Consider the following 23,664-nt stretch of genomic DNA (forward strand, 5'->3'; position numbering starts at 1 on the left):
CCCTGCCATATTCAGCGGACAAACCTCGCAGCTACAGGCCACCCAGCGTCTGTAGGCGCGAGGCTTGCCCGCGATAACACCCTGGCGGCAAGCAAAAACCCCGCTCATTGGGCAACTTTCGCCCTCCCGCCGTCAGCCTGCTCTACGCGCATCGGCTCATCCCCGCTATACTTCCCGGCTTTTCCTGAATAAATGCCAATAGGGTCCCGCCGCGCATGGATAAGACCTACCAGCCGCACGCCATTGAAACTTCCTGGTACCAGACCTGGGAGTCAGAGAATTACTTCGCCCCGCAAGGCGCGGGCGACTCGTACACCATCATGATTCCGCCACCGAACGTCACTGGCAGCCTGCACATGGGCCATGGCTTCAACAACGCGATCATGGACGCCTTGATCCGCTTCCGCCGCATGCAGGGCCGCAACACCCTGTGGCAGCCGGGTACCGACCATGCCGGTATCGCCACCCAGATGCTGGTGGAGCGTCAGATCGAAGCCCAGGGCCAGAATCGTCACGATCTGGGCCGGGAAAAATTCCTCGAGAAAGTCTGGGAGTGGAAGGATCAGTCCGGCGGCAACATCAGCCGTCAGATCCGCCGCCTGGGCTCGTCCGTCGACTGGAGCCGCGAGCGCTTCACCATGGACGACGGCCTCTCCGAAGCCGTTAAAGAAGCCTTCGTGCGCCTGCACGAAGATGGCCTGATCTACCGCGGCAAGCGTCTGGTCAACTGGGACACCAAGCTGCACACCGCGATCTCCGACCTCGAAGTGGAAAACCACGACGAGAAAGGCTCGCTGTGGAACCTGCGCTACCCGCTGGCCGACGGCGCCAAGACCGCTGAAGGCCTGGACTACCTGATCGTTGCCACCACCCGCCCGGAAACCATGCTCGGCGACTCCGCCGTGGCCGTTAACCCGAACGACGAACGCTACCAGGCGCTGATCGGCAAATTCGTCGAGCTGCCGCTGGTGGGTCGTCGCATCCCGATCATCGGCGACGATTACTGCGACCCTGAATTCGGCACCGGCTGCGTGAAGATCACCCCGGCCCACGATTTCAACGACTATGAAGTCGGCAAGCGCCACAACCTGCCGCTGCTGAACATCTTCGACAAGAACGCCGAAGTGCTGCCGGCCGCCCAGGTGTTCAACCTGGACGGCACGCTGAACGAAAGCGTCGACGGCAAGATCCCGGCCGAATTCGCCGGTCTCAACCGCTTCCAGGCGCGCAAGGAAATCGTCGCCGCGTTCGACGCCGCCGGCCTGCTGGTCAGCGTCGACGACCACGCCCTGAAAGTGCCGAAAGGCGACCGCTCCGGCACCATCATCGAGCCGTGGCTGACCGACCAGTGGTACGTCTCCACCAAGCCGCTGGCCGAGCCGGCCATTGCCGCCGTGGAAGACGGCCGCATCGCCTTCGTGCCAAAACAGTACGAAAACATGTACTTCTCCTGGATGCGCGACATTCAGGACTGGTGCATCAGCCGCCAGCTGTGGTGGGGTCACCGCATCCCGGCCTGGTATGACGAGTCGGGCAAGGTCTATGTAGGCCGCGACGAAGCCGAGGTGCGCGCCAAGCACAACCTCGGGCCTGAGGTTGCACTGCAACAGGACAACGACGTCCTCGACACCTGGTTCAGTTCGGGCCTGTGGACCTTCTCCACCCTGGGCTGGCCGGAGCAGACCGAATTCCTCAAGACCTTCCACCCGACCGATGTGCTGGTGACCGGTTTCGACATCATTTTCTTCTGGGTCGCCCGGATGATCATGCTCACCATGCACCTGGTGAAGAACGAAGACGGCACGCCGCAGGTTCCGTTCAAGACCGTGTACGTACACGGCCTGGTACGCGACGGCCAGGGCCAGAAGATGTCCAAGTCCAAGGGCAACGTTCTTGACCCGCTGGACATCATCGACGGCATCGATCTGGAAACCCTGGTGCAGAAACGCACCACCGGCATGATGCAGCCGCAACTGGCGAAGAAGATCGAGAAGCAGACCCGCCAGGAGTTCGCCGACGGCATCGCCAGCTACGGCACCGACGCCCTGCGCTTCACCTTCTGCTCGCTGGCGTCCACCGGCCGCGACATCAAGTTCGACATGGGCCGCGTCGAAGGTTATCGCAACTTCTGCAACAAGATCTGGAACGCCGCGCGCTACGTGCTGGACAAGGGCGAGGACTGCGGTCAGAACGGCGAAGCCTACGAGCTGTCGCTGGCCGACCGCTGGATCATCTCCCAGTTGCAGCGCACCGAAGCCGAAGTGACCCGCCAGCTGGACCAGTTCCGCTTCGACCTGGCAGCCCAGGCGCTGTACGAGTTCATCTGGAACCAGTACTGCGATTGGTACCTGGAATTGTCCAAGCCAGTGCTGTGGGACGAAAACGCGCCGGTCGAACGCCAGCGCGGCACCCGCCGCACCCTGGTGCGCGTACTGGAAGTGGCGCTGCGCCTGGCCCATCCGTTCATGCCGTTCATCACCGAAGAAATCTGGCAGCGCCTGGCGCCGCTGGCCGGGGCCGAAGGCAAGACCATCATGCTGCAACCGTGGCCGGTGGCCAATGAAGCACGCATCGACCAGGCCGCCGAAGACGACATCGAATGGCTCAAAGGCCTGATGCTCGGCACCCGTAACATCCGTGCCGAAATGAACATCGGCCCGGGCAAGCCACTGGCGTTGTTCCTGAAGAACGTCAACGCCGAAGACCAGCGTCGCCTGAGCGAAAACGAGACCCTGCTGAAGAAGCTGGCCAAACTCGAATCGATCACCGTGCTGAAGGCCGGCGACGAAGCACCGCTGTCCGCCACCGCCCTGGTCGGCGAGATGGAAGTGCTGGTGCCGATGGCCGGGCTGATCGACAAGGGTGCCGAACTGGCGCGCCTGGACAAGGAAATCCAGCGTCTGCAAGGCGAAGTCCAGCGGGTCGGCGGCAAGCTGTCCAACGCCGCCTTCGTCGACAAGGCCCCGGCCGAAGTCATCGACAAGGAACGCGCCAAACTGGCCGAGGCCGAACAGGCCCTGGGCAAGCTGGCCGAGCAGCACGCACGGATCTCCAGCCTGTAACGGCGATTCGAGCGGTAAAAAAAGGGAGCCCTGCAAAGGGGCTCCCTTTTTTGTGCCCGACCGACAGGCTTGACGCTTCTGTAGGAGCGCAGCTTGCTGGCGATAAAGGTAACGCGGCGTGCCAGGAATAACGCTTCGCGGGCAAGCCTCGCACCTACAGAGGCCACGCGGCCCGGGCAGATATGGGACAATGCGCGCCACCTTGAGCCATACCCGAACCGATTTCGCCCATGACTGCCCCCCGCCCTCCCAAAGCTTCGCGCACCAAGCCTCAACCTGCAGCTCCGGCCAAGGCCGTCGCGCCACGGGAAAAGGCCAGCCTGCACCCGCGCAATCGCCATCAAGGCCGCTATGACTTTCCACAGTTGATCAAGAGCACCCCGGAGCTGGGGGCTTTCGTGATCATCAATCCCTACGGCAAGGAGAGCATCGACTTCGCCAACCCGGCGGCGGTGCGGGTGTTCAACCGGGCATTGCTCAAGGCGTTCTACGGCATCGCCCATTGGGATATTCCGGCTGACTTCCTCTGCCCCCCAGTCCCCGGTCGTGCCGACTATGTGCATTTCCTGGCCGACCTGCTGGCCGAGCGTAACGAAGGCGTAATTCCCCGCGGCGCGGCGGTGCGGGTGCTGGACATCGGGGTCGGCGCCAACTGCATCTACCCGTTGATCGGCCACTGCGATTACCGCTGGCAATTTCTCGGTTCCGACATCGACACCACGGCCCTCGCCGCCGCCAAGGCGATCGTCCAGGCCAACGGCCTGAACAAGGCCATCGGCCTGCGCCAGCAGAGCAAGCGCAAGCAGATCCTGCTGGGGCTGCTGGAGAGCGACGAACGCTTCGACCTGACCCTGTGCAATCCGCCCTTCCATGCCTCCCTGGAAGAAGCCACGCGCGGCAGCCAGCGCAAATGGCGAGCGCTGGGCAAGGCCGATCCCAAGCGCAAGCTGCCGGTGCTGAACTTTGGCGGCCAGGCGGCGGAGTTGTGGTGCGAAGGTGGCGAAGCGCGCTTCGTGACCCAGTTGATCGGCGAAAGCGCCCAGGTGGCGCAACAGGTGTTGTGGTTCAGCACCCTGGTGTCGAAAGCCTCGAACCTGCCGGCGATTCAGGTCGCGCTGAAAAAGGCTGGAGCACTGGAGAGTCAGGTGGTGGAAATGTCACAGGGGCAAAAACAGAGCCGCTTCGTCGCCTGGACCTTCAAGGACAAGGCACAGCAACAGGCCTGGCGCCAGGAGCGTTGGGTTCAAAAGGGATAGATACGAGGGGCAAAACGGCGATTTACCTTGCGTAAATCGTTGCGGCCTTAGAGCCTGAAAACCGTGCCTGGAAGTGTTCCGAGGCACGGTCTTACTGCAGTCTTACTTGTTGATCGAGTCGGTCAGGCCTTTAGCCACAACCAGCTTGATAACTTTCTTGGCAGCGATTTCGATGGCAGCGCCAGTCGATGGGTTACGGCCAGTACGGGCAGGACGCTCGGTCACTTTCAGTTTGCCGATACCTGGCAGAGTGATTTCGCCGCCATTTTCCAATTGATCAGCAACGATCTGGGCCAGTTGGTCCAGAGCGTTACGCGCGGTGGTTTTCGGCGCGTCGATAGCTTCAGCGATATCAGCGATCAGTTGGTCTTTAGTAATAGCCATTGTGGTGTTCCTTCCCTATCAAATTCATTTGGATTGCAGAGTGCAGTGTCAGCCATCGAGCCAGATCTTGTGGATCTGGCACCCCGGTCACAACCACGAAAGATCGGGGTTATAGATACCGAAATCAGGGTTTGGTTCGACCTGACAAATGCTGAATGCACGCTTAACGCCGAGACATCGCGTAAGACGGGGCAAAACTAGCACAGAGACGGGGAAATATCCGCCTCTACCTAGCCATTTGGTCAGCTTTATTGCTCTAAATCCGTAAAAAAATGCATAAGCTTGACCCAGGCCGCCTTCCACCCCCTTCAAACAGCGCCAAAACCAGCGGGTGCGGTACACTGGGCACTTTTTCGGGGAGTCACGCCCTCTCCCGCCAACCAGCCGAGAAGCCCATGCCGATCCGCCATTGCATCGTCCACCTGATCGACAAAAAACCCGACGGCACACCCGCAGTTCTGCACGCCCGCGATTCCGAACTGGTTGAATCCGCGGCCATCGAGAACATGCTCGCCGATCTCAACGAAAGCTATAACGCCAAACAGGGCAAAGCCTGGGGTCTGTTCCACCCGGAGTCCGGCGCTTTTCCCTTCAGCGGCTGGCTGAAGGAATACCTCGATGGCGGCCAGGACTTCACCGCCTTCAGCCGCGTCGCGGTCGAGCACCTGCAAAAGCTGATGGAAGAATCCAACCTGTCGGTCGGCGGCCACGTGCTGTTCGCCCACTACCAGCAAGGCATGACCGACTACCTGGCCATCGCCCTGCTGCACCACAGCGAAGGCGTGGCGGTGACCGACGAGCTGGACGTGACTCCGTCGCGCCACCTGGACCTGGGCCAGTTGCACCTGGCCGCGCGGATCAACGTCTCCGAGTGGCAGAACAACAAACAGTCGAAACAGTACATCTCGTTCATCAAGGGCAAGAACGGCAAGAAAGTCTCGGAGTACTTCCGTGACTTTATCGGCTGCCAGGAAGGCGTCGACGGCCCGGGCGAGACCCGTACCCTGCTCAAGGCATTCAGCGACTTCGTCGAAAGCGAAGACCTGCCGGAAGAATCCGCCCGGGAAAAGACCAAGGCCCTGGTGGACTACGCCAGCAGCCAGGCCAAGCTCGGCGAACCCGTGGGCCTGGAAGAACTCTCGGAACTGATCGACGAGGACCGCCCCAAGGCGTTCTACGATCACATCCGCAACAAGGACTACGGCCTGTCGCCGGAGATCCCGGCGGACAAGCGCACCCTCAACCAGTTCCGCCGCTTCACTGGCCGCGCCGAAGGCCTGTCCATCAGCTTCGAGGCGCACCTGCTGGGCTCGAAGATCGAGTATGACGAAGAGGCCGGGACCCTGATCATCAAGGGCCTGCCGACCCAACTGACCGATCAGCTCAAGCGTCGCAACTGATGCTGCAGGGCGTGCTGAAGAAATTCCTGCTGATCCTGCTGGTGGTCGTGGCGTACCAGAACTGGGGCAAGCTCGAGCACCTGTTCACCCCCTCGCAGGCCGCCTCGGAGCAGGTCCGGGCCAATGCCCGGGTGGTGCTCTACGCCACCGACTGGTGCGGCTACTGCAAGGCCACCCGGCGCTTTCTCGATCAGAAGGGCATTGCCTTTCGCGAGTTCGATATCGAGAAGGATGCCGAGGCGCGCAAGGCCTATACCGAGCTGGGCGGCGCCGGAATTCCGATCCTGGACGTCAATGGCACCTTGATCCGTACCTATGACCCCGACGGGATCATGGCGGCGTTGCAACGTTAAACGCATCGCGAGCAAGCTCGCTCCTACAAGGGGCCGAACAACCTCTGTCGGAACGAGCTTGCTTGCGATAGACCTGCCGCCTTATAGCACCTCGATACGGAACCCGAGACGCGGGAAGTGCACATGCACCAACCCGCCGCGCGGGTCTTCGCGACGCAGAATCAACTCCTCGCGCCCGACAAACAGCAACTCCCCCTCCACCGGATCGACGCCATAGTCGGTCGCCGCGATCCGCACCCGCTGGCCAGCCTGGAAACCGTTCGGGTCAATGAAGGCGTCATCCGGCAAGGCTGCCGGTGTAGCCCTGCGCGCCACTTCGAGTGCCTCTTCGGAAGTCATGACACTCGAAGCACCATGACCGAACCCCAGTACCCGGGCCAGCCACGCCGACACCGCCGGATAGGCGTCCACCAGCGGCGCAGTCACCGGCGTCCCCTTGAGGAACCACAGGGGGTGGGCCATGGCGAAGTCGGCAATCGACGGCTCACCGAACAGGAAGTCGCCCTCCTCACGCTGCAACTGCTGCTCCAGGCGCGCCATGAGCGTCGGCCATTGATGCTTGGCCAACTCCAGCGGCACGCGGGTGGAACTGCCGCCGCTGAACAGCCCGGCGCGGTCGGTCATGAAGGCCTTGATCGCTTCCGGCGGCAAATGGCCGAAACGCACGGCCGCCGACTCCGGCTGGAATACCAGGCTCACCGTATGCTGGAACACCACCGAATCGGCCCAGGCCGCAAAGGTCGCGCTGACCATTTCCCGGCCTTCGGGAAACAGTGCCGGCGAGGCCTTTTCCTGCTCCAGCCGCCGGGCGATCAGCGCCGTGTCGCAATAGATATCGGCACCGACCTGTAACACCGGAGTCTTGCGATAACCACCCGTGAGGGCGGTGAGATCGGGTTTGGGCATCACCGGCGAGATCTTCACCGAGCGCCAGGACAAGCCCTTGAAGCCTAGCAACAGGCGGGCTTTTTCCGCGAAAGGCGAGGTCGGGTAATGATGCAGAATCAACTCTGACATGCTGGAGTTCCACTGGATAAGTAGGAAGAACCAGCTTAGCGTGCAAACGCCTGGCAGCCCACCGCTCTGCCTGATGGCAACGTATCAGTCCGCTTGATAAGCCACGACGGCCGAGGCCACCAGGCACTCCTTGGCACTTTTGCGCAGCTTCTTGATCAGCCGTTCCTGGCGCAGGGCTTCGCTCTTGTCGCGGCAGGCTTCGGTGTAGACCAGCGCGACGGCCGGGCTGGAGAGGAAGAAGCGCGCGCCCTTGCCGCTCTGGTGCTTGGCGAAACGCTTGACCGGGTCGTCGCTGATGCCGCAGTACAGGGCGCCGTTGGCAGCACGCACCAGGTAGACAAACCAGGGTTTGCTCACCATGGGTACAGATTCTGCGTCGTTGACGGGGGATTGGCTGGGGCGGGTCACGGTGATCGCGGCGTGTGGATAACAAGCCGCGATCTTACCAGAGGCGAGGATTCAGCGGCCGGCCTGGAAGGCTTTCAGGCCTTTGCAGGCCTGGGCGCGCACGGCGTTTTTCAGCAGCGGGGTCCAGCCGAGGATCAGGCCCTTGGTGCCCAGGGCTTGGCGGGCCCAGCGCCACATATTGAAATGATCGTGGTGCTCGCAGATCTTGCCATCACGAAACACGAAACGCGCCTGGATATCGTTGACCACGGTATTGCCGGTCTGGCTGAACAGGTAAGTCGCCACCCAATGGGCCTCACCGCTGCGCTCGTCGGCGCGGACATTGTCGAAGACCAGGGAGAAGTCCTTGGCCCGGGTGGTGAGCATGCGCCACATGTCAGCGGCATCGCGGCCGCGCAGTTCGCCGAACGCCGGATCACTGAACAGCACATCCTCGGTGTAGCAGGCGGCCATGGCCTCGGCATCCAGGCTCTGGAAAGCGCTATAGAACTCAGTGATCAAGGCGCGGTGGGCGTCACTCATGAAACAGGCTCCGACTCAGGGAAAGATGCCTGCACGATAGTCTGCAAACCCGGGAAACACTATCGGCATTCGCCGCGCAAATACCGACAGTGGGTTGGCTCAGATTTTTTCGCTTTCGACCTGCACGTAGAGCGAGCGCCCGGCCCCCAGGCCGGCGATTATGGCCCCCAGGCCGATCACCGCGAAAATCCAGCCCAAGGCCGTCCAGCCGCCGGTCCAGTCGTGCACCAGGCCGACCGCGAACGGCCCCATGGAGGCCAGGGTGTAGCCAAAGCCCTGGGCCATGCTCGACAGATTGGCCGCCACATGGGCGTCCTTCGAACGCAGGACGATCAGGGTCAGCGCCAGACTAAAAGTACCGCCCTGCCCCACGCCCAGCAGGATCGCCCAGCCCCACAGGCCATCGAGCGGGGCATACAGGCAGCCGAACAGGCCGCCGAGGGTCAGCAGCATCACCACCACGATAGCCAGGCGCTGATCCTTGCCCCGCGTTGCCAGCCAGGGCGCGGCCAGCGAACTGGCGAGCTGGACGATCACCGAGCCGGACAGCACCAACCCGGCCTGGGTCGGGCTCAGGCCGCGACCAATCAGGATCGACGGTAACCAGCCAAACACGATGTAGGCCAGCGAGGATTGCAGGCCCATGTACAGCGTCACTTGCCAGGCCAGCGGGTCGCGCAGCAAACCGCGCACCCGATAGGCCACATGGTGCGCGCCCTGCCGCTTGCCGACCTGGGGCAGCCAGAACAGCGCCGCTACCAGCGCCGGCAGCACCCAGAAGCCGAGGCCCAGCGCCCAGCTGTTATCGAAGTGCTGGCTCAAGGGCACGGTCGCCCCCGCGGCCATCGCCGCGCCCAGGCACAGGGCCATGGTGTAGACGCCGGTCATGGTGCCCGCGTGTTTGGCGAAGTCGCGCTTGACGATACCTGGCAGCAACACCCCGATCACACCGATGCTCGCGCCACCGAGGATGCTGCCGGCGAACAGCCCGACGTCCCCCAGGGAACTGCGCAGAATGATCCCGCCCGCCAGCGTCAGCAGGATGCCAAGCACCACCCGCTCGGCACCGAAGCGCCGCGCCAGCACCGGGGCCAGGGGGGCGAACAGGCCCAGGCACAGCACCGGCAAGGTGGTCAGCAGGCCGGCCTGGGCCGCCGACAGCCCGAGACTGCGCGACACCTCGCTGAGCAGCGGCGCCATGCTCGACAGCGCCGGACGCAAATTCAGCGCCACCAGGATCAGCCCCAGCAGCAACAGCCACGGGCGACTTGGGGCCGGGTGGCTGTGCTGGACCTCGGCATCGTCGGCTTCGGCATCGATCAACAACTCTTCGAGCTCAGCCTCGCGTCGAGGGACAGCAATAGGTGGCGGGTTATTGGCCTGATGGCTGGACATGGCGCTCTCGGTCTCAAGGTTCATTGATCAGCTGCCGCGAAATGGCCTTGGCCCGCTCCGGATCGCGCTGCTCGACGGCGTCCAGCAGGTCGATGTGCAGATCGAACACCGCCTGGCGCCGAGGATGGATGTTCAGGGTCTGGCGCAGTTGCGCGCCGACCACGCTGGAGAAATAGCGGTACAGCTCGCTGAGGGTGGGGTTATGCGCGGCATCCACCAGGCGCCCGTGAAACACCAGGTCGCAGGCGATATAGCTCTCCAGATCGCCGTGATAGTGATCGCCGCTGAGGGCCAGGGCTTCGCGCAACGCCAGCAAGTCCTGGTCGGTACGCCGCAGAGCCGCCAGGCCAATGGCTTCGGTCTCGATGATCTGCCGGGTTTCGCGCGCCTGCTCCAGGGAGCACTGGGATAGGGCCTTGAGGGTGTCCAGCGGATCGACCACCGCACGCAGGTAACTACCGTCGCCCTGGCGAATCTCCACCAGGCCGGAAAACGCCAGGACCCGCATGGCCTCGCGCACGGTATTGCGGCTGATGCCCAGCTCCGCCGCCAGCTCCGGTTCGGTCGGCAGGCGCTGGCCGATGCTCCATACACCGTCATTGATGCGTTGGCGCAGCTGTTCCAGGGCCTGATCGACCAGGGAACGTTTAATCAAAGGAGAAGTTTCTGTCATATGCCGTCGCCTTTTCATCCAATCATCGGATGAATTTTTTTGGCATATTAGTCAGCTTCGCGTGGGTGAACAACAAAGCCGATGCATGCATGTAGCAAGCGGAAAGGAAATCCGATTGCCAAAAAAACCCTTTAAGGGTAATTTTATCTCGACTCCAGGTGTCTTATGGAAAAGCACACACCTCATTACGACCTGTCGGTGATCAAGGCGGATGTCGCCCGTCTGGGGGCAGCCGCCTTTACCCGAACCGCCCTGGTCAGCGGCCGGCACCTCGGCCTGACCTGCCGGGACATGCAGCAGGTGATTGCCGGGCTGCAGGGGAAAATGCTCTACAAGTCGATGACCAGCTATCTCGATCATCGAATCTGGCAGGACGTGTATTACACGCACATCGATTCCGTGGAGCTGTACATCAAAGTCACTTACCGCCCCGGCGGCGGTCCCCCAGTGATCTCCTTCAAGGAGAAACACCCATGAAACAAAGACAATGCGTCAGTTGTGGGGCCCCGGCCGGCATGCAGCCGTTCGAGAACCGCAGCGAGCTGATCGATTACAAGCACATGGTGCGTCAGGTTCATGGCCTGGCCGGCTGGGAATGCCAGGCCTGCGCAGAAATCGAGTTCGACGCCGCCAGCGCCGAACGCTACGCCAACGCCGGCGACCAATTGCTGGAAGATTGCCGGCAGTTCATGGCCAGCGAGATGAAACGCATCCGCCGCAAGCTGCACCTCTCGCAGAAGGATGCGGTAAAGCTGCTCTCCGGCGGCGGGCACAACGCCTTCTCCCGCTACGAACGCGGCGAGGTCGCCCCGCCCCAGCCGCTGTTCATGTTGATGCGCCTGCTCGATCGTCATCCGCAACTGATGGCCGACGTGCAGGCACTCAGCGAACAACAAGCGCCCGCGGCCGACGACGACCCGCACCTGGCTCGCGTCGCGACGTCATGAAATCCCAGGCAAAAATAAACCCGGCGCCAGGCCGGGTTCATTTTCAAGGCTGTACCTGGATCAGTGCAGGATCTGGCTCAGGAACAGCTTGGTCCGCTCGTTCTGCGGGTTGTCGAAGAAGTCGTTAGGCGCGGCCTGTTCGACGATTTCACCCTTGTCCATAAAGATCACCCGGTTGGCCACGGTGCGCGCGAAGCCCATTTCGTGGGTCACACAGAGCATGGTCATGCCGTCTTCGGCCAGGCCGATCATGGTGTCCAGAACCTCTTTCACCATTTCCGGGTCGAGGGCCGACGTCGGCTCGTCGAACAGCATGATCTTCGGCTTCATGCATAGCGCCCGGGCAATCGCTACGCGCTGCTGCTGACCGCCGGAGAGCTGGCCCGGGTACTTGTTCGCCTGCTCCGGAATGCGTACGCGCTCCAGGTAATGCATGGCGACTTCCTCGGCCTTGCGCTTGGGCATCTTGCGTACCCACATCGGCGCCAGGGTGCAGTTCTGCAGGATGGTCAGGTGCGGGAACAGGTTGAAGTGCTGGAACACCATGCCGACTTCACGGCGGATCGCCTCGATCTGCTTGAGGTCGTTGGTCAGCTCCACGCCATCGACCACGATGCGGCCCTGCTGGTGTTCTTCCAGGCGGTTCAGGCAGCGGATGGTGGTGGACTTGCCCGAGCCCGAAGGCCCGCACAGGACGATGCGCTCGCCCTGCTTGACGTTGAGGTTGATGTCCTTGAGCACGTGGAACTGGCCGTACCACTTGTTCACGCCCTGCATCTGAATAATGCCTTCAGGGCTCACAGGCTTTTTGATCGCTTCACTCATGGAGATACTCCTAACGCTTGTGGCCTGTGTCCAACTTACGCTCCAGATGCATGGAGTAGCGGGACATACCAAAACAGAAAATCCAGAACACCAGGGCCGCGAAGACATAGCCTTCGGTGGCCATGCCCAGCCATTTCGGGTCGGCGGCGGCTTGTTTCACGCTGTTGAGCAGGTCGAACAGGCCGATGATGATCACCAGGCTAGTGTCCTTGAACAGGGCGATGAAGGTGTTGACGATGCCGGGGATCACCAGCTTCAGGGCTTGCGGCAGGATCACCAGGCCCATGCTGCGCCAGTAGCCCAGGCCCATGGCCGCGGCCGCTTCGTACTGCCCCTTGGGAATCGCCTGCAACCCGCCGCGCACCACTTCGGCGATGTAGGCCGACTGGAACAGGATCACCCCGATCAGCGCCCGCAGCAGCTTGTCGAAGTTCATGCCTTCGGGCAGGAACAGCGGCAGCATCACCGAGGACATGAACAGCACGGTGATCAACGGCACGCCACGCCAGAACTCGATGAAGGTCACGCAGACCACACGAATCGCCGGCATGTTCGAGCGTCGCCCCAAGGCCAGCACGATGCCCAGCGGCAAGGCGCCGGCGATGCCGACGGTGGCGATCACCAGGGTCAGCATCAGGCCGCCCCACTGGCTGGTGGCGACGTTGGCCATGCCAAACAGGCCGCCATGCAGCAGGAAGTAGGCAATGATCGGGTACAGCACCAGGAAGCTCAGGCCATAAATGGCCTTGTGCGGAACCCGGGAGATGAACAAGGGCGCCACGCCAATCACCGCCAGCCACACGGTCAGGTCCACGCGCCAGCGCAGATCCGCCGGGTAGTAGCCGTACATGAACTGACCGAAGCGCTGCTGGATGAACACCCAGCAAGCGCCCTCCTTGGTGCAGTCGGCGCGGGTGGTGCCCACCCAGTTGGCGTCGAAAATCGCCCAGCTGAGGATCGGCGGCACCACCAGGTAGATCAGGTAGAAGGCAAACAGGGTCAGCAGGGTGTTGATCCAGCTGGAGAACATGTGTGCCCGCATCCACGCCACGATCCCGATGCTGCTGCTCGGTGGTGGCATGTCGGGTTTGAAAGTATGAGTGCTCATGCGCGTTTCCTCACCGCTCGATCAGCGCAATGCGCTTGTTGTACCAGTTCATCAGCAGGGAAATGCTGATGCTGATCGCCAGGTACACGCTCATGGTGATGGCAATGACTTCGATGGCCTGGCCGGTCTGGTTGAGCACGGTACCGGCGAACAGCGAAACCATTTCCGGATAACCGATACCCGCCGCCAGGGACGAGTTCTTCGCCAGGTTCAGGTATTGGCTGGTCAGTGGCGGAATGATCACCCGCAGCGCCTGCGGAATGATCACCTTGCGCAGGGTCGGGCCGTTGCGCAGGCCGAGGGAACGGGCCGCCTCGGTCTGGCCGTGGCTCACCGACTTGATCCCCGAACGCACGATCTCGGCGATGAACGCCGCGGTGTAGACGGTCAGGGCCAGGGTCAGGGCCAGCAGTTCCGGGATCAGCACCCAGCCGCCGACGAAGTTGAAGCCCTTGAGCTCGGGCATTTCCCAGTGCACCGGGGCGCCGAACACCAGCATGCACAGTGCCGGGATCACCAGGAACAGCGCCAGACCGGTCCAGAACTTGTGGAACGGCACGCCGGTGTCTTCGAAGCGCTTGTTGGCCCAGCGGCACATCAGCACGATGGCAACGATGGCTATCACCAGGCTGATCACGAACGGCCAGAAGCCGTCGGCCACCAGGGCGGCCGGCATGTTCAGGCCACGGCTGCTGACGAAGAAGGTGTCGCCGAAGTTGTGGCTGTTGCGCGGCCCCGGCATGGTCAGGAACACCGCGAAATACCAGAACAGGATTTGCAGCAGCGGCGGAATGTTGCGGAACACTTCCACATACACGGTCGCCAGTTTGCTGATGATCCAGTTCTGCGACAGGCGCGCCACACCGATGATGAACCCGAGGATGGTCGCCAGGATCACGCCGATGAACGTCACCAGCAGGGTGTTGAGCAGGCCGATCACGAACACCCGGGCATAGCTGTCCGCTTCGGTGTAGGAGATCAGGTGCTGAGCGATGCCGAAGCCGGCGCTGCGCTCGAGAAAGTCGAAGCCGGAGGTAATACCCCGGTGCTGTAGGTTGGTTTGCGTGTTATCGAACAAGTACCAGCCAAGCGAGATCACGGCCACAACGGTAATGATCTGGAATAGCCACGCACGCACTCGTGGATCGCTGAGACTGAGCCTCTGCTTAGGTGCGCCGATTGAGTTTTGCATGAAGTGCCCCGGAAATAATGGAACAAGAACATCACCCGGCGGTTGGCCCGCCGGGCGATAGAACCATCAGCGCACTGGTGGTGCGTATTGAATGCCGCCGTTGTTCCACAGCGCGTTCAGGCCGCGATCGATCTCCAGCGGAGTGCTCTTGCCGAGGTTCTTCTCGAACACTTCGCCGTAGTTGCCTACTTGCTTGACGATCTGTACTACCCAGTCCTTGCGCAGCTTCAGGTCCTTGCCGTATTCACCGTCGGCACCCAGCAGACGCGCAACGTCCGGGTTCTTGGTGGACTTGGCTTCGGCTTCGACGTTCTTCGACGTGATGCCGGCCTCTTCGGCGTTGAGCATGGCGTAGCCCGTCCAGCGGATGATGGCCAGCCACTCGTCGTCGCCGTTACGCACGACCGGGCCCAGCGGTTCCTTGGAAATGGTTTCCGGCAGAACCACATAGTCCTTCGGCGAAGCCAGCTTGCTGCGCTGGGCGAACAGCTGGGACTTGTCGGAGGTCAGTACGTCGCAACGACCGGACTCCAGCGACTTGGCGCTTTCATCGGAGGTGTCGAAGGTGATCGGGGTGTATTTCAGGCCGTTGCCACGGAAGTAGTCGGACACGTTCAGCTCGGTGGTGGTGCCGGCCTGGATGCAGATGGTCGCGCCGTCCAGTTCCTTGGCGCTCTTGACGCCCAGCTTGTTGTTCACCAGGAAACCGATGCCGTCGTAGTAGGTGATGAAGCCCGGGAATTTCAGGCCCATGCCCGCGTCGCGGGAACTGGTCATGGTGGTGTTGCGCGACAGGATGTCGATTTCGCCCGATTGCAGCGCGGTGAAACGCTCCTTGGCGTTCAACTGGCTGAATTTCACTTTGGTCGCGTCGCCGAATACCGCGGCGGCCACGGCGCGGCAGATGTCGGCGTCGATGCCGAGGATCTTGCCGGTGGCGTCCGGTACCGAGAAGCCCGGCAGACCGTCGCTCACACCGCACTGCACGAAGCCTTTCTTCTGCACTGCATCCAGGGTCGCACCCGCCTGCGCGAAGCCGCTCATGCCCAGTACCGCGGCGGCCGTGACCACAGCCAGGGTGGATTTCAACATCTTCATTCAAACCTCCAGTTTTGCTCTTGTTGTGTCGGAGCTTGAGTCCTGCCGCACCCTTATGAGGCACTGTTGACCCGTGTTGGCTTTTTATCGGGTCAAGCGGCGTAGGACTTTAGCTATGAGTCTAGTAGGAGAAAATCCATTTAAGAGAAAACCCATACTCACCAAGCGACCGAACGGGCTGTAGCCCTTGCATGTTCGCGAAGCCCGTAGCGGCCACTGGCGAACGTCCATCATCGGATCTTTGCTATCCCACACCCGCCAGTAGCCTGATAGTGTTACCGGCAGGGTGAACGCAATCACTTCACGCAACGGCTATAGCAAAGCCCGTACCAGAGTGCCGGCTAAAGCGGTTCAGCCCGGGGTCAAGAGCAAAACTTGCAGCCTTGCGACATCTTCTTCACTGATCAACCGACCGCGCACCTCGATCACGCACCGCTTGGGCGCGTGCGCACATATTTGGAGCAACCATGACCGAGCCCTTGATTCTTCAGCCCAGCAAGCCCGTCGATGCCTGTGTGATCTGGCTCCATGGCCTGGGCGCCGACCGCTACGACTTCCTGCCAGTGGCCGAAGCGCTGCAGGAAAGCCTGTTGACCACCCGCTTCGTCCTGCCCCAGGCACCGACCCGCGCCGTGACCATCAATGGCGGTTATGCCATGCCCAGCTGGTACGACATTCTGGCCATGAGCCCGGCGCGCGCGATCAACCGCGAACAGCTGGACGAGTCGGCAAAACGCCTGAGCGACCTGATCGAAGAACAGCGCGCCAGCGGAATAGACCCTTCGCGGATTTTCCTCGCCGGTTTTTCCCAGGGTGGCGCGGTCGTCCTGCACACCGCCTTCCTTAAATGGCAGGGCCCGCTGGGTGGCGTGCTTGCCCTCTCCACCTATGCCCCGACCTTCAGCGATGAACTGGAACTGTCGGCCAGCCAGCAGCGGATTCCGACCCTGTGCCTGCACGGCCAGTACGACGAAGTGGTGCAGAACGCCATGGGCCGCACCGCCTACGAGTACCTGAAACACCATGGTGTCACCGTGACATGGCAGGAATACCCAATGGGCCACGAAGTGTTACCCGAAGAAATTCGCGATATCGGCGCCTGGCTCGGCGAGCGTTTGCGCTGAATCGATAAGTTAGGTAGCCCGTTGAGCAATCCACTACGCCGCGCCCGATTCTTGCATTACACTGCCCGGCGTACATTCCTTAACCAATTGATGAGATGACCGTGCTCAAAGCACTCAAGAAAATCTTCGGTAAAAGCGAGGCTGAGCAGCTCGCGCCAGGCTCCAGCCCCTCTTCCTCCAGCCCCAGCAGCCGTACCGACGGCCATCAGCCGGAACGGACCGCGCCCGCCTCCGTGGCCAGGCAAGAGCCAGTGGCCCCAGCCGCCCCAGTGGCCCAGACCGCGCCGCGCAGCGACAAGCCCAAGGCCGAACAGCCGCGCCGCCCACGCGCGCCGAAACCACCGGTAAGCACCTGGAAACTGGAAGACTTCGTCGTCGAACCGCAGGAAGGCAAGACCCGTTTCCACGACTTCAAACTCGCGCCGGAACTGATGCACGCGATCCACGACCTGGGTTTCCCCTACTGCACGCCGATCCAGGCGCAGGTACTGGGGTTCACCCTGGCCGGCAAAGACGCCATCGGCCGCGCCCAGACCGGTACCGGCAAGACCGCCGCGTTCCTGATCTCGATCATCACCCAGCTGCTGCAGACCCCACCGCCGAAAGAGCGCTACATGGGCGAGCCGCGGGCGCTGATCATCGCGCCGACCCGCGAACTGGTGGTACAGATCGCCAAGGATGCGGCCAGCCTGACCAAATACACCGGCCTCAATGTGATGACCTTTGTCGGTGGCATGGACTTCGACAAACAGCTCAAGCACCTCGAAGCCCGCCATTGCGACATTCTGGTCGCCACCCCGGGCCGCCTGCTGGACTTCAACCAGCGCGGCGACGTGCACCTGGACATGGTCGAAGTGATGGTGCTGGACGAAGCCGACCGCATGCTCGACATGGGCTTCATCCCCCAGGTACGCCAGATCATTCGCCAGACCCCGCCGAAAAGCGAACGCCAGACTCTGCTGTTCTCCGCCACCTTCACCGACGACGTGATGAACCTGGCCAAGCAATGGACCACCGACCCGGCGATCGTCGAAATCGAGGCCGAGAACGTGGCCAACGCCAACGTCGAACAGCACATCTACGCAGTGGCCGGCGCCGACAAGTACAAGCTGCTGTACAACCTGGTCAACGACAACGGCTGGGAACGGGTCATGGTCTTCGCCAACCGCAAGGATGAAGTGCGGCGCATCGAGGAACGCCTGGTACGCGACGGCGTGAACGCCGCCCAGCTGTCCGGCGACGTGCCGCAGCACAAGCGCATCAAGACCCTGGAAGGCTTCCGCGAAGGCAAGATCCGCGTACTGGTGGCCACCGATGTCGCCGGTCGTGGCATCCACATCGACGGCATCAGCCACGTGATCAACTTCACCCTGCCGGAAGTGCCGGACGACTACGTGCACCGTATCGGCCGTACAGGCCGGGCGGGCGCCGACGGCGTGTCCATCAGCTTCGCCGGCGAGGACGACTCCTATCAGTTGCCGTCGATCGAGGCGCTGCTGGGTCGCAAGATCAGCTGCGAAATGCCGCCGACCGAGCTGCTGCGCCCCGTGGAGCGCAAGCACGCCCGAAAGCCTGATCGCGAGTGAACGAAGGAGGTTCCAATGGAACCTTCCGAACGAAAAACGCAGCCCGACCACAGGCTGCGTTTTTTTTCGCCTGGATATTGCCCGACAAAACTAAAAGTCCATAATAGACAAATTAGTTTATTTATTGGGAGCACCCGCATGTCCAGCACGCCGTCCGTGATGACCCAGCCTCAGGCCCGCCAGTTGCTGGCGCAGGTCGACGTGCCGCAGGTTTTGCGCAAGCTGTTCCACGACCTGGCCGCCGGGCTTGCCGTGCAGCCGGCGCAACAGCTGGTGGAGTTTCCCCAGGGCGCCGGGGACTTCATCAACTACCTGGGCGTGCTGGCCGAAGACCGGGTCTACGGGGTCAAGACCTCGCCCTATATCGTCCGTGCCGAAGGTCCGCTGGTCACCGCCTGGACCCTGCTGATGTCCATGGACAGCGGCCAGCCGCTGCTGCTCTGTGACGCAGGCGAACTGACCACCGCGCGCACCGCGGCCACCACCGCCGTGGCCGTCGACGCCCTGGCGCCGGCCGACGCCAGGCACCTGGCGATCATTGGCAGCGGCCCGGTGGCCCAGGCCCACCTGCATTACGTGAAAGCCCTGCGCGAGTGGCAATCCATCCGCCTGTACTCCCCTGGCCTGGCCGGCAAATCCGCCGAGGACATCGCGCGCCTGAAGGCCCTCGACCCGCGCCTGCAGGTCGCCAGCCAGCTCGATGACGCTCTGCAGGACGCCGACGTCATCATGCTCTGCACCTCCTCCGCCGGCCCGGTGATCGACCCGCGCACCTTGCGCAAGCCGGCGCTGATCACCTCCATCAGCACCAACGCGCCACGGGCCCACGAAGTGCCGCCCGCAGCACTGAAGGACATGCAGGTGTATTGCGACTATCGTCAGACCACCCCCGGCTCGGCCGGCGAGATGCTGATCGCCGGCGAACAGCATGGCTGGGACAAGGCGGCGATTCTCGGCGACCTGCCCGAACTGCTCAGCGAACTGGCGCAACGACCGGAGCCGGGGCGCCACGTGTTCTTCCGCTCCATCGGCCTGGGCCTGGAAGACATCGCCCTGGCCAATGCGCTCTATCACCTGCAACGCAACGCATGAACGAACCTGTAGGAGCGAGCTTGCTCGCGATAAAAAACTGAACACTACGCGGTGTCGTTGGCGGCCTCATCGCGAGCAAGCTCGCTCCTACAGGGATTTGCATTGACTCTTTTTCCGGAGGCTCGAATGACCCAGGCAGACTTCATCATCATCGGCGGCGGCATTGCCGGTGCCTCCACCGGCTACTGGCTGTCGCGCCATGGCCGGGTGCTGGTGCTGGAACGCGAATCGCATCCGGCCTACCACTCCACCGGGCGCTCCGCGGCGCTCTATACCGCCGCCTATGGCACGCCCCAGGTACGCGCCCTGACCCTGGCCAGCCGGGACTTTTTCGATGCCCCGCCGCAAGGGTTCTGCGAGCACCCGCTGCTGACCCCGCGCGGCGAAATGACCGTGGACTTCACCGGCGACCCCAGCGAGCTGAACAACCAGTACCTGAGTGCTAAGGCCACGGTGCCGGAGATGCAGCTGCTGAGCGCCGACGAAGCCTGCGCGCGCCTGCCGATCCTGCGTCACGAGAAGGTCCACGGCGCCCTCTACGACCCAAGCGCCAGTGATATCGACACCGACGCCCTGCACCAGGGTTACCTGCGCGGCATCCGGCGCAACCAGGGCGAGGTGCGTACCGACTGTGAAGTGCTGGGGCTGAGCCGCGACGAACAAGGCCAATGGCAGGTACGGACCGCCGGCCAGAACTTCAGCGCGCCCATCCTGATCAACGCCGCCGGCGCCTGGGCCGACCAGGTCGGCGCCATGGCCGGCGCCCGGCCCCTGGGCCTGCAGCCGAAACGCCGCGCAGCCTTTATCTTCGCCGGCCCCGAAGGCGTCGATATCCACCACTGGCCGATGCTGGTGAGCCTCGACGAATCCTTCTACATGAAGCCCGACGCCGGCATGTTCCTCGGCTCGCCGGCCAACGCCGACCCGGTGGAGCCCCACGATGTACAGCCGGAAGAGCTGGACATCGCCATGGGCATCTACCAGATCGAAGAGGCCACCACCCTGACCATTCGCCGCCCGACCCGGACCTGGGCCGGCCTGCGCAGTTTCGTCAGCGACGGCGACCTGCTGGCCGGCTTCGACCTCCAGGTACCGGGCCTGTTCTGGGTCGCCGCGCAAGGCGGCTACGGCATCCAGACCTCGCCAGCCATGGGCCAGGCCAGCGCCGCCCTGGTGCGTGGCGAAGCCTTGCCGGAGCAACTGGCGCGCTTTGGCCTGGACGCCGCCATGCTCTCCCCCGCACGCCTCGGCTGATCCCGCTCAGGTGACGCGCCCCAACGATTGCGGCACACTCGCAGCGCCCTGCCTCGCGGGGTGCTGACACCGCCTGGAGAACTACCCATGACCTCACCCGCGCAGGACCCTGTCCTGGATAACTTCCGGGCGATCGCCGATGCCATCGCCACGCTGTTCTTCCCCCATGCCGAGGTGGTCATCCACGATCTGCGCACGCAAAAGATCGACTACATCGCCAACAACATCTCCAAGCGCGAAGTGGGCGACGACTCCGCCCTCGAAGACATGCTCGGCGAGGATGCCAATGAGCGGAATATCGGCCCCTACGAAAAGCTCAACTGGGACGGCCAGAAGATCCGCAGCCTCAGCAGTGTGCTGCGCGACGGCAGCGGCCAGCCGCTGGCGGTGCTGTGCATCAACCTGAATATTTCGCTGTTCGAGAATGCCAAGGCGGCGCTGGACCTGTTCCTCTCGCCGAGCAAACTGATCCCGCAACCGGACTCGCTGTTTCGCGATGACTGGCAGGAGCGCATCAACACCTTCCTGCACAACTGGCTGCGCGAACGGCAGCTGGGCCTGAACCTGCTGACCCGCGAACACAAGCGCGAACTGGTGCTGGCGCTGCACGCCGAAGGTGCGTTCAAGGGCAAAAGCGCCGCCAACTATGTGGCCAACGTGCTGAACATGGGGCGGGCGACGGTGTACAAGCACCTGAAGGAATTGAAGGGCTGACGGCCCCCTGAAAAGCCTCGCTCCGACAAAACCGTAGGAGCGAGGCTTGCCCGCGATGGCGTCCTCACGAACGCCACGCGACATCAGTCGCCGTAGATGTCGGACTTGAAGTACTTCTCGGAAATCTTCTGATATTCGCCACTGGCGCGAATGCCATCGATGGCGCTATTCAACTGGCTGACCAGCTCGGTATTACCCTTGCGCACCGCGATCCCCGCGCCCTCACCCACGTATTTCGGGTCCTTCAACTCTGGCCCGACAAACGCATAGCCCTTGCCGCGCGGCATCGACAGGAAGTCATTCAGCGGAATGGTGTCAGCGAAAATCGCATCGAGGCGCCCGGCCGCCAGGTCCATGTAGATCTCTTCGTTGTTGCTGTAGCGCTTGACGTTGATGCCCTTGGGCTCGAACACCTCGGTGGCGTAGCGGTCGGTGGTGGTCGCCCGTTGCACACCGACGTTCTTGCCCTTGAGGCTGGCGTACTGGTCATCGACCGTGGCGCCTTCCTTCATCACCAGCCGCGAGGAAGTGAAGTAGTACTTGTGGGTGAAGTCGACCGACTTCTTGCGGTCTTCGTTGATGGTCATCGACGACAGCGCCATGTCGATCTTTTTCACTTTCAAGGAGGGAATCAGACCGTCGAATTCGCCCTCGACCCATAGGCACTTGACCTGCATCTGCGCGCACAGGGCATTGCCGATGTCGTAGTCGAAACCGACGATCTCGCCCTTGTCGGTTTTCGAGGCGAACGGCGGATAAGCCGCCTCGATGCCAATGCGCAGGGTTTTCTCGGCGGCGAACAGGCTGCTGCACGCCAACAGGCTCAGGGCCAGGCCACTGATGAGGGGGAGTTTCTTCATGTTCGTTCTCTCGCGGGTTGTTGTTGGTTTGGCAAGACAGAAGAAAGGAGTGAAACGGTGAAGCCTTGTTTGTACTTGTAAATCCATACTGGACTTTTACGTATATTTCGTCAACGCAGCGGACGCGGTTCAGCCGGCCTTTGGTCGAGAGGCAGAAATGGGAAAAAACAGGGAAATGGAGGGTGCAGTTGAGGACCTGCGGTCAAGACGGATGGATCAGGCAATCATTCTTTCCAACGGTCCGCCGCCGCGTGATCGCTGTCGCGACCTTCCACCCAGCGCGGCCCGTCGGCGGTGGTTTCCTTTTTCCAGAACGGTGCGCGGGTTTTCAGGTAGTCCATGACAAAGGCACAGGCGTCGAACGCCGCCTGGCGGTGGGCGCTGGCGGCGCCGACGAAAACGATCGGCTCGCCCGGCTCCAGCGCACCGATGCGATGCAGCACTTCCAGCTTGAGCAGCGGCCAGCGCTGTTCGGCCTCGGCGGCGATCTTGCCGAGGGCCTTTTCGGTCATGCCCGGGTAATGCTCGAGAAACATCCCGGCCACCTCCAGGCCATCGTTGAAATCACGCACGTAGCCGACAAAGCTCACCACCGCGCCGACGCCGACATTCGCCGCATGCATCGCGTTGACTTCCGCCCCCGGATCGAAGGCGCCCGATTGCACACGAATCGCCATATCAGCCCCCGGTCACAGTAGGAAAAAACGCCACTTCGTCGCCGTCGCTCACCGGCTCGTCGAGCTGGCACAGGTCTTCGTTGCGGGCGCACATCAGGTTCTGCTCGCTGAGCACCTCGGCGCCCTCGCGTTGGGCCAGCAGGGCGCGCACATCGTCGACCGTGGCGAAATCGCCGGCGACCCGCAGCGAATCCACGCCCAGCGCCTCGCGATAGCGGGCGAAAAACTTCACAGTCAGGTTCATTGTTCATCCGCCTGGTAATGACCGCTCTTGCCGCCCAGCTTCTCCAGCAAGCGCACGCCTTCGATGGTCATGCCCCGGTCCACGGCCTTGCACATGTCATAGATGGTCAGCGCGGCGACGCTGGCGGCGGTCAGGGCTTCCATTTCCACCCCGGTCTGCCCGGCCAGCTTGCAGCGGGCAACGATGCGCACGCTGTCCTCGCCTTCGGCGCTGAGCTCGACCTTGACGCTGGTGAGCATCAGCGGATGGCACAGGGGGATCAGATCGCTGGTCTTTTTCGCCGCCTGGATGCCGGCGATGCGCGCCACGGCGAACACATCACCCTTGGGGTGACCGCCGCTGACGATCATTTGCAGGGTTTGCGGGAGCATGCGCACCCGGGCTTCGGCCGTGGCTTCGCGGGACGTCACGGCTTTGTCGGTGACGTCGACCATATTGGCGCGACCTTGGGAATCGAGATGAGTCAGCACAGC

The 23,664-nt window shown here is 62.5% G+C and carries 25 protein-coding genes; 11 read left to right on the forward strand and 14 right to left on the reverse strand.

Going from position 1 to position 23,664, the window contains the following annotated elements; genetic code table 11:
• The first annotated feature begins 215 nt into the window (after nt 1–215).
• Both BM019_RS07130 and rlmF read left to right on the forward strand, forming a co-directional pair.
• Complete coding sequence (locus BM019_RS07130) at nt 216–3,062, forward strand: valine--tRNA ligase (protein WP_092417921.1); 2,847 nt, start codon at nt 216–218, stop codon at nt 3,060–3,062.
• 230 nt (nt 3,063–3,292) lie between these two features.
• Nucleotides 3,293–4,318 (forward strand): 23S rRNA (adenine(1618)-N(6))-methyltransferase RlmF, encoded by a 1,026-nt coding sequence (rlmF, locus tag BM019_RS07135; RefSeq protein ID WP_092417922.1) that lies wholly within the window; start codon nt 3,293–3,295, stop codon nt 4,316–4,318.
• A gap of 102 nt (nt 4,319–4,420) precedes the next feature.
• Here rlmF and BM019_RS07140 read toward each other — a convergent pair whose 3' ends face one another.
• The gene (locus tag BM019_RS07140; protein ID WP_007932138.1) at nt 4,421–4,702 is read right to left on the reverse strand and encodes an HU family DNA-binding protein; all 282 of its coding nucleotides are present in this window, start codon (nt 4,700–4,702) and stop codon (nt 4,421–4,423) included.
• A gap of 395 nt (nt 4,703–5,097) precedes the next feature.
• Between BM019_RS07140 and yejK the strand changes: the two genes are divergently transcribed.
• Together yejK and BM019_RS07150 are read left to right on the forward strand one after the other, a co-directional pair.
• The gene (gene yejK / locus BM019_RS07145) at nt 5,098–6,102 is read left to right on the forward strand and encodes a nucleoid-associated protein YejK (RefSeq protein ID WP_092417923.1); all 1,005 of its coding nucleotides are present in this window, start codon (nt 5,098–5,100) and stop codon (nt 6,100–6,102) included.
• Complete coding sequence (locus BM019_RS07150) at nt 6,102–6,455, forward strand: glutaredoxin family protein (protein WP_092417924.1); 354 nt, start codon at nt 6,102–6,104, stop codon at nt 6,453–6,455. The genes yejK and BM019_RS07150 overlap by 1 nt, the downstream gene beginning before the upstream one ends.
• Before the next feature lie 81 nt (nt 6,456–6,536).
• Here the strand turns inward: BM019_RS07150 and BM019_RS07155 are convergent, their stop codons facing one another.
• The 5 genes from BM019_RS07155 to BM019_RS07175 form a co-directional block, all read right to left on the reverse strand.
• Nucleotides 6,537–7,472: a glutathione S-transferase family protein gene (locus BM019_RS07155; protein ID WP_092417925.1), complete on the reverse strand. Its 936-nt coding sequence runs from the start codon at nt 7,470–7,472 to the stop codon at nt 6,537–6,539.
• Between the two features lie 84 nt (nt 7,473–7,556).
• Nucleotides 7,557–7,832, reverse strand: a complete 276-nt coding sequence (locus BM019_RS07160) for a GIY-YIG nuclease family protein (RefSeq protein ID WP_063428495.1) — start codon at nt 7,830–7,832, stop codon at nt 7,557–7,559.
• A gap of 99 nt (nt 7,833–7,931) precedes the next feature.
• The gene (locus BM019_RS07165; RefSeq protein ID WP_092417926.1) at nt 7,932–8,402 is read right to left on the reverse strand and encodes a nuclear transport factor 2 family protein; all 471 of its coding nucleotides are present in this window, start codon (nt 8,400–8,402) and stop codon (nt 7,932–7,934) included.
• A gap of 99 nt (nt 8,403–8,501) precedes the next feature.
• The gene (locus BM019_RS07170; RefSeq protein WP_092417927.1) at nt 8,502–9,821 is read right to left on the reverse strand and encodes a CynX/NimT family MFS transporter; all 1,320 of its coding nucleotides are present in this window, start codon (nt 9,819–9,821) and stop codon (nt 8,502–8,504) included.
• Nucleotides 9,811–10,470 (reverse strand): FadR/GntR family transcriptional regulator, encoded by a 660-nt coding sequence (locus BM019_RS07175; RefSeq protein ID WP_092417928.1) that lies wholly within the window; start codon nt 10,468–10,470, stop codon nt 9,811–9,813. The genes BM019_RS07170 and BM019_RS07175 overlap by 11 nt, the downstream gene beginning before the upstream one ends.
• A 165-nt stretch (nt 10,471–10,635) precedes the next feature.
• Here BM019_RS07175 and BM019_RS07180 point away from each other — a divergent pair, with 165 nt between their 5' ends.
• Both BM019_RS07180 and BM019_RS07185 read left to right on the forward strand, forming a co-directional pair.
• Nucleotides 10,636–10,947, forward strand: coding sequence for a type II toxin-antitoxin system MqsR family toxin (locus BM019_RS07180; RefSeq protein ID WP_009042289.1), 312 nt, complete (start codon nt 10,636–10,638; stop codon nt 10,945–10,947).
• On the forward strand, nt 10,944–11,417 hold the full coding sequence (locus tag BM019_RS07185; RefSeq protein WP_092417929.1) for a type II toxin-antitoxin system MqsA family antitoxin: 474 nt from the start codon (nt 10,944–10,946) through the stop codon (nt 11,415–11,417). Before BM019_RS07180 ends, BM019_RS07185 begins: the two co-directional genes overlap by 4 nt.
• A gap of 60 nt (nt 11,418–11,477) precedes the next feature.
• Here BM019_RS07185 and BM019_RS07190 read toward each other — a convergent pair whose 3' ends face one another.
• The 4 genes from BM019_RS07190 to BM019_RS07205 all read right to left on the reverse strand — a co-directional run bounded on the left by BM019_RS07190 (nt 11,478) and on the right by BM019_RS07205 (nt 15,640).
• Nucleotides 11,478–12,242, reverse strand: a complete 765-nt coding sequence (locus tag BM019_RS07190) for an amino acid ABC transporter ATP-binding protein (protein ID WP_092417930.1) — start codon at nt 12,240–12,242, stop codon at nt 11,478–11,480.
• A gap of 10 nt (nt 12,243–12,252) precedes the next feature.
• Entirely contained in the window at nt 12,253–13,350 is a 1,098-nt protein-coding gene (locus BM019_RS07195; RefSeq protein ID WP_009042287.1) for an amino acid ABC transporter permease, read from the reverse strand.
• 10 nt (nt 13,351–13,360) lie between these two features.
• Complete coding sequence (locus tag BM019_RS07200; protein ID WP_092417931.1) at nt 13,361–14,542, reverse strand: amino acid ABC transporter permease; 1,182 nt, start codon at nt 14,540–14,542, stop codon at nt 13,361–13,363.
• Nucleotides 14,543–14,608: 66 nt separating this feature from the next.
• Nucleotides 14,609–15,640, reverse strand: a complete 1,032-nt coding sequence (locus BM019_RS07205; RefSeq protein WP_007932108.1) for an amino acid ABC transporter substrate-binding protein — start codon at nt 15,638–15,640, stop codon at nt 14,609–14,611.
• A 467-nt stretch (nt 15,641–16,107) separates the two neighbouring features.
• Here BM019_RS07205 and BM019_RS07210 point away from each other — a divergent pair, with 467 nt between their 5' ends.
• From BM019_RS07210 to BM019_RS07230, 5 genes are all read left to right on the forward strand, one after another.
• Nucleotides 16,108–16,764 carry an alpha/beta hydrolase gene (locus tag BM019_RS07210; RefSeq protein WP_087091316.1) on the forward strand — a complete coding sequence of 219 codons (657 nt, stop codon included), beginning with the start codon at nt 16,108–16,110 and terminating at the stop codon, nt 16,762–16,764.
• 95 nt (nt 16,765–16,859) lie between these two features.
• Nucleotides 16,860–18,350, forward strand: a complete 1,491-nt coding sequence (gene rhlB, locus BM019_RS07215; RefSeq protein WP_092417932.1) for an ATP-dependent RNA helicase RhlB — start codon at nt 16,860–16,862, stop codon at nt 18,348–18,350.
• 138 nt (nt 18,351–18,488) lie between these two features.
• A complete protein-coding gene (locus BM019_RS07220; RefSeq protein WP_092417933.1) occupies nt 18,489–19,442 on the forward strand; it encodes an ornithine cyclodeaminase family protein in 954 nt (317 codons plus the stop codon).
• A gap of 126 nt (nt 19,443–19,568) precedes the next feature.
• Nucleotides 19,569–20,696, forward strand: a complete 1,128-nt coding sequence (locus tag BM019_RS07225) for an NAD(P)/FAD-dependent oxidoreductase (protein ID WP_092417934.1) — start codon at nt 19,569–19,571, stop codon at nt 20,694–20,696.
• Between the two features lie 87 nt (nt 20,697–20,783).
• Nucleotides 20,784–21,410, forward strand: a complete 627-nt coding sequence (locus BM019_RS07230; protein WP_009042281.1) for a helix-turn-helix transcriptional regulator — start codon at nt 20,784–20,786, stop codon at nt 21,408–21,410.
• A gap of 83 nt (nt 21,411–21,493) precedes the next feature.
• Here BM019_RS07230 and BM019_RS07235 read toward each other — a convergent pair whose 3' ends face one another.
• The 4 genes from BM019_RS07235 to moaC form a co-directional block, all read right to left on the reverse strand.
• On the reverse strand, nt 21,494–22,270 hold the full coding sequence (locus BM019_RS07235) for an ABC transporter substrate-binding protein (protein WP_009042280.1): 777 nt from the start codon (nt 22,268–22,270) through the stop codon (nt 21,494–21,496).
• Between the two features lie 224 nt (nt 22,271–22,494).
• Nucleotides 22,495–22,947: a molybdopterin synthase catalytic subunit MoaE gene (gene moaE, locus BM019_RS07240; RefSeq protein ID WP_009042279.1), complete on the reverse strand. Its 453-nt coding sequence runs from the start codon at nt 22,945–22,947 to the stop codon at nt 22,495–22,497.
• A gap of 1 nt (nt 22,948) precedes the next feature.
• Nucleotides 22,949–23,191 carry a molybdopterin converting factor subunit 1 gene (gene moaD / locus BM019_RS07245; RefSeq protein ID WP_007932097.1) on the reverse strand — a complete coding sequence of 81 codons (243 nt, stop codon included), beginning with the start codon at nt 23,189–23,191 and terminating at the stop codon, nt 22,949–22,951.
• Entirely contained in the window at nt 23,188–23,661 is a 474-nt protein-coding gene (gene moaC / locus BM019_RS07250; protein ID WP_009047097.1) for a cyclic pyranopterin monophosphate synthase MoaC, read from the reverse strand. The genes moaD and moaC overlap by 4 nt, the downstream gene beginning before the upstream one ends.
• Nucleotides 23,662–23,664 lie beyond the last annotated feature (3 nt).

This window comes from Pseudomonas sp. NFPP07, assembly GCF_900115645.1.
GTDB lineage: Bacteria > Pseudomonadota > Gammaproteobacteria > Pseudomonadales > Pseudomonadaceae > Aquipseudomonas > Aquipseudomonas chlororaphis.

Coding starts and splice junctions, on each gene's coding strand:
- BM019_RS07130 (WP_092417921.1), top strand. CDS start 216: ATGGATAAGACCTACCAGCCGCACGCCATTGAAACTTCCTGGTACCAG.
- rlmF (WP_092417922.1), top strand. CDS start 3,293: ATGACTGCCCCCCGCCCTCCCAAAGCTTCGCGCACCAAGCCTCAACCT.
- BM019_RS07140 (WP_007932138.1), bottom strand. CDS start 4,702: ATGGCTATTACTAAAGACCAACTGATCGCTGATATCGCTGAAGCTATC.
- yejK (WP_092417923.1), top strand. CDS start 5,098: ATGCCGATCCGCCATTGCATCGTCCACCTGATCGACAAAAAACCCGAC.
- BM019_RS07150 (WP_092417924.1), top strand. CDS start 6,102: ATGCTGCAGGGCGTGCTGAAGAAATTCCTGCTGATCCTGCTGGTGGTC.
- BM019_RS07155 (WP_092417925.1), bottom strand. CDS start 7,472: ATGTCAGAGTTGATTCTGCATCATTACCCGACCTCGCCTTTCGCGGAA.
- BM019_RS07160 (WP_063428495.1), bottom strand. CDS start 7,832: ATGGTGAGCAAACCCTGGTTTGTCTACCTGGTGCGTGCTGCCAACGGC.
- BM019_RS07165 (WP_092417926.1), bottom strand. CDS start 8,402: ATGAGTGACGCCCACCGCGCCTTGATCACTGAGTTCTATAGCGCTTTC.
- BM019_RS07170 (WP_092417927.1), bottom strand. CDS start 9,821: ATGAACCTTGAGACCGAGAGCGCCATGTCCAGCCATCAGGCCAATAAC.
- BM019_RS07175 (WP_092417928.1), bottom strand. CDS start 10,470: ATGACAGAAACTTCTCCTTTGATTAAACGTTCCCTGGTCGATCAGGCC.
- BM019_RS07180 (WP_009042289.1), top strand. CDS start 10,636: ATGGAAAAGCACACACCTCATTACGACCTGTCGGTGATCAAGGCGGAT.
- BM019_RS07185 (WP_092417929.1), top strand. CDS start 10,944: ATGAAACAAAGACAATGCGTCAGTTGTGGGGCCCCGGCCGGCATGCAG.
- BM019_RS07190 (WP_092417930.1), bottom strand. CDS start 12,242: ATGAGTGAAGCGATCAAAAAGCCTGTGAGCCCTGAAGGCATTATTCAG.
- BM019_RS07195 (WP_009042287.1), bottom strand. CDS start 13,350: ATGAGCACTCATACTTTCAAACCCGACATGCCACCACCGAGCAGCAGC.
- BM019_RS07200 (WP_092417931.1), bottom strand. CDS start 14,542: ATGCAAAACTCAATCGGCGCACCTAAGCAGAGGCTCAGTCTCAGCGAT.
- BM019_RS07205 (WP_007932108.1), bottom strand. CDS start 15,640: ATGAAGATGTTGAAATCCACCCTGGCTGTGGTCACGGCCGCCGCGGTA.
- BM019_RS07210 (WP_087091316.1), top strand. CDS start 16,108: ATGACCGAGCCCTTGATTCTTCAGCCCAGCAAGCCCGTCGATGCCTGT.
- rhlB (WP_092417932.1), top strand. CDS start 16,860: ATGACCGTGCTCAAAGCACTCAAGAAAATCTTCGGTAAAAGCGAGGCT.
- BM019_RS07220 (WP_092417933.1), top strand. CDS start 18,489: ATGTCCAGCACGCCGTCCGTGATGACCCAGCCTCAGGCCCGCCAGTTG.
- BM019_RS07225 (WP_092417934.1), top strand. CDS start 19,569: ATGACCCAGGCAGACTTCATCATCATCGGCGGCGGCATTGCCGGTGCC.
- BM019_RS07230 (WP_009042281.1), top strand. CDS start 20,784: ATGACCTCACCCGCGCAGGACCCTGTCCTGGATAACTTCCGGGCGATC.
- BM019_RS07235 (WP_009042280.1), bottom strand. CDS start 22,270: ATGAAGAAACTCCCCCTCATCAGTGGCCTGGCCCTGAGCCTGTTGGCG.
- moaE (WP_009042279.1), bottom strand. CDS start 22,947: ATGGCGATTCGTGTGCAATCGGGCGCCTTCGATCCGGGGGCGGAAGTC.
- moaD (WP_007932097.1), bottom strand. CDS start 23,191: ATGAACCTGACTGTGAAGTTTTTCGCCCGCTATCGCGAGGCGCTGGGC.